Source organism: Bacillus sp. S4, assembly GCF_040838205.1.
In the GTDB taxonomy this organism is placed as follows: domain Bacteria; phylum Bacillota; class Bacilli; order Bacillales; family Bacillaceae_G; genus Bacillus_A; species Bacillus_A cereus_U.
In genome coordinates this window covers 1-3955 of record NZ_JBFPJI010000295.1, presented here as the reverse complement: position 1 = coordinate 3955, position 3955 = coordinate 1, and the positions used below count along the sequence as shown (strand labels likewise).

The window sequence follows — 3955 nt, the reverse complement described above, 5'->3', positions numbered from 1 at the left end:
CTCTTATACATATAATGAAAAAAGTGATGGCTAATCCCATCACTTTTTTTCACTCACTCTATTTTTTCTCTAATCCTTGTCCAAATGCTTTTAAGAAACTAAAACCGAATGTAATCGCCCTGTTGATATCTGGATCTTTTAATACCTTAAAGAAATCCATCACTTTTGTTTTCTTTCCGTTTTTCAGCTCATCCGTTGCAAATTGTAATCCAGTGACTAAACTAGATGTTATTTGTTTCGTTATTTCTGGGTCCACTGAAGATAATGCCTCTCCTGCCCCCATCATATTGTTTAGTGCGTTTTTTACTGGTTCACGATTCAATTGTTCAACAGCTATTTTGGAAACATCTTCTTTTGCAGCAAGTAAACTAATTGCTGCATCTAAAATTCCAGCTTTTTGCAACTGCGCTAATAGCTGCATCGTCTCTTCTACTGCTGCTCTATTTTCAGCTAGATCATTTAACAGTTCATCTGTTACTTGCTGTTTTTTTTCTTCTTCTGTTACAATCTTCTTTTTAATTAAAGTAATCTCTTTTGCCATGATCTCCGCCCCCTAATTCTGGTCCACAAGTGATACGTATTGTTTTCTTTGCCACTTTTGCTCGATTTCAACACCATTTTGTGGATGACGTTTTTTATCTCTCGGGTTTGAAGATGGTAACGGACGATTTCCTTTTTCACGTAATACGCGCAGTTTCACCATTGTTTGTTTATAAGCTGGTGTACACGTATAAATGTCTGTTGCTGTTCCTGTTAAAATATTGATTGCCTCTTCATTTACTGTCGCATGCATCGGCAAATATAACTCATTTCCAGTTACACGATCTGTAACAAGCGCTTGTACTTTAATCGTTCCAAATGGTGATGCTAACTCTACAAGACCACCATCTTTCACATTGCGTTCTTTAGCAAGTTCAGGTGAAATTTCAACAAATACTTCAGACACTTTAGATAAAATTCCAGCCGACTTATTCGTCATATTTCCTTCATGGAAATGCTCTAGTATACGGCCATTATTTAATAGTAAATCATACTCATCTGGTGCTACAACTGGCGGAACCCATTCATCTAGTGATAATCGTGCTAGTTTGTCTGGGAAGTTAAATCCATCTACATATAATAACGGTGTATCACTACCATCATGGCTACCCCAACATAAACTATTCCAGCCTTCTAAACGGTCATACGTTGCTTGTGAATATAACGGGGCAAGCGATGCAATTTCATCCATAATTTCACTTGGACTTCCATAATTCCAGTCTCCGCCCAGTGCACGAGCTACTTTTTGTAAAATCCACCAATCTGGTTTAGAATCACCAAGTGGCTTCAATACTTCATACAATCTTTGAATACGGCGCTCTGTATTTGTAAATGTTCCTTCCTTTTCTAAGCTTGGTGCTGCCGGTAAAATAACATCGGCAAAACGAGCTGTTTTCGATAAGAACATATCTTGAACAACAAGGAAGTCTAAATTCGCTAAAATATGTTGTACATGGTTGGCATTTGAATCTACTAAAGCCATTTCTTCTCCCATAACATACATACCACGCAGTTTTCCTTCTTCGGCCGCAAGTAACATTGCGATATTATTTAATCCCGGTTCTTTCGGAATGGTAGTACCGTATGCTTTTTCAAATTTCGCACGATGCACATCATCTGAAACTGCTTGGTAACCCGGAAGCCAGTTCGGTAATGTCGCCATATCACAAGCACCTTGTACGTTATTATGCCCGCGTAACGGATACGCACCGGCACCAGGACGACGGTAGTTACCTGTAACGAGAAGTAAATTTGAAATTGCTGCCGACGTTGTACTTCCTCCTGTATTTTGAGTTACACCCATTCCCCAAAGTATACAAGTACCATCTGCTTCATATACCATACGAGCCATTTCTTTTAACTGAGCTTTAGAAATCCCTGTAATCTTCTCAGTATAATCAAGCGTATATTTCTCTAGCATTTTGCTATATTCATCAAAATTCTTTACATTTTCAGCTATGAACTTTTTATCGTGCCAATCTTGATTGATAATGTATTTCGTTATCCCAGCAAGCCATACATAATCCGTCCCTTGACTCGGGTGAACAAATATATCAGCACGCTCCGCCATTTCATGTTTACGAAGGTCTGCGACAATTAGTTTTTGTTCATGTAATTTATGAGCACGTTTCACTCTAGTTGCAAGTACAGGATGTCCTTCTGTTGGATTTGCACCAACAATAATAACAAGACCTGCCTCAGCAATATCTTTCACTGTTCCAGCATCTCCGCCCATACCGACAGTTTTAAATAAACCGTCTGTTGCTGGAGATTGGCAATAACGGGAACAGTTATCTACATTATTTGTTCCATATATTTGACGAGCTAGTTTTTGCATAAGATAGTTTTCTTCATTTGTTACTTTCGAAGAAGAAATAAACCCAAACGCATCGCTACCATATTCTGATTTAATATGTTGCATATTAGATGCAACAACTTCAAGAGCCTCTTCCCATGAAGCCTCAACAAACATATCCCCTTGGCGAATTAACGGCTTTGTAATACGCTCTTCACTGTTCACAAAGTCCCATCCAAATTTGCCTTTTACACATGTGGAAATACCATTAACCGGTGCATCTGAAACAGGTTGCACTTTTAAAATTTGACGATCTTTCGTCCATACTTCAAATGAACAACCTACACCACAAAATGTACACACTGTTTTTGTCTTATTAATTTTCGTCTTACGCATCGCGGACTCTACTTCTGAAACTGCTAAAATACTGCTATATCCAGGCTCTACATCTTTTACAAAATCAATCATTGGATTTAGCACATCTGGTTTTAAACCAGTCATAAATCCAGCTTCTCCTAGCATCGTTTTTTCCATTAATGCATTACAAGGACAAACTGTTACACATTGCCCACAGCTAACACAAGACGAGTCATTTATATTCACACCATTGTCCCAAATAACACGTGGGCGGTCTAAACTCCAATCAATCGATAAAGTTTCATTCACTTGTAAATTTTGGCATACTTCTACACACTGCCCACAAGCAATACATTGATTTGGATCGTATCGATAGAATGGATGCGACGTATCCACTTCGCATGCACTTACTTTCGGTTCATATGGATATTTCTGTTCTTCAATTCCCATCATATCTACTGTATTGTGGACTTTACAGTTACCATTATTATTATCACATACCGTACAGTACAATAAATGATTCTCTAATATTCGATCCATCGCTTCAGTTTGTGCTTCCTTCGCACGTTCCGATTGCCTCTCAATATGCATGCCATCTTCCAACTTTGTTGAACAAGCACGCATTAACTTTCCATCTACTTCTACAATACATGTATCACAAGTTTGAATAGGATCTACCTCTGGTACATGACAAATTTGAGGATGTTCTAAATTACTTTCGTTAAATAATTGGAGTATCGTCTTTTCACCTGATGCAAAAAATTCTTTACCATCAACGGTTACACGGACTGTCTGTTCTGTCATAGTTTCCCCTCTCCTTACAACTAACTGTACAACACATTTTTGAATCCGTTTTCAAAAATGCGTTGCTGTACATATTTTTGAAACGCCCTGTTGAAATACTTTCCTTTGGAAGTCGATTCTAGATGTTATAAGGTATAACTACGAAAGCTTGAAAATGTCACTATTCTACAAATCTATTATATCGTACATATACAATAATAACCAAAATAATCTGCCATCTTCTTATTAGTAGATGCTTTTGGTTTTTCGATGTTTTATGATAAATATGGAGAAAAATATATATAAAGGGGAATTTAATATGGGGCCTATTCAAGAAACATATACAATTGTACGCTATCAATCTGGTACATTTTCAAAACAAACCGATGAGGTTGTTACGGAATCTCCTATTACAATTAAATTAAATAGCGAAGAATACGTAACAGTTGTATGCACTCCTAATTACATTGAAGATATGGT

At 37.3% G+C, this 3955-nt stretch carries 2 protein-coding genes and 1 pseudogene; 1 reads left to right on the top strand and 2 read right to left on the bottom strand.

The annotated features are described in order from the left end of the window. Positions 1-58: 58 nt before the first annotated feature. Positions 59-541, bottom strand: a complete 483-nt coding sequence (locus AB3X48_RS18760; RefSeq protein ID WP_016103500.1) for a helical membrane plugin domain-containing protein — start codon at positions 539-541, stop codon at positions 59-61. 12 nt (positions 542-553) lie between these two features. Then, complete coding sequence (gene fdhF / locus AB3X48_RS18755; protein WP_016103499.1) at positions 554-3496, bottom strand: formate dehydrogenase subunit alpha; 2943 nt, start codon at positions 3494-3496, stop codon at positions 554-556. Positions 3497-3794: 298 nt separating this feature from the next. Between fdhF and AB3X48_RS18750 the strand changes: the two are divergent. Further along, positions 3795-3955, top strand: a pseudogene (locus AB3X48_RS18750) (formate dehydrogenase accessory sulfurtransferase FdhD); the annotation flags it as partial.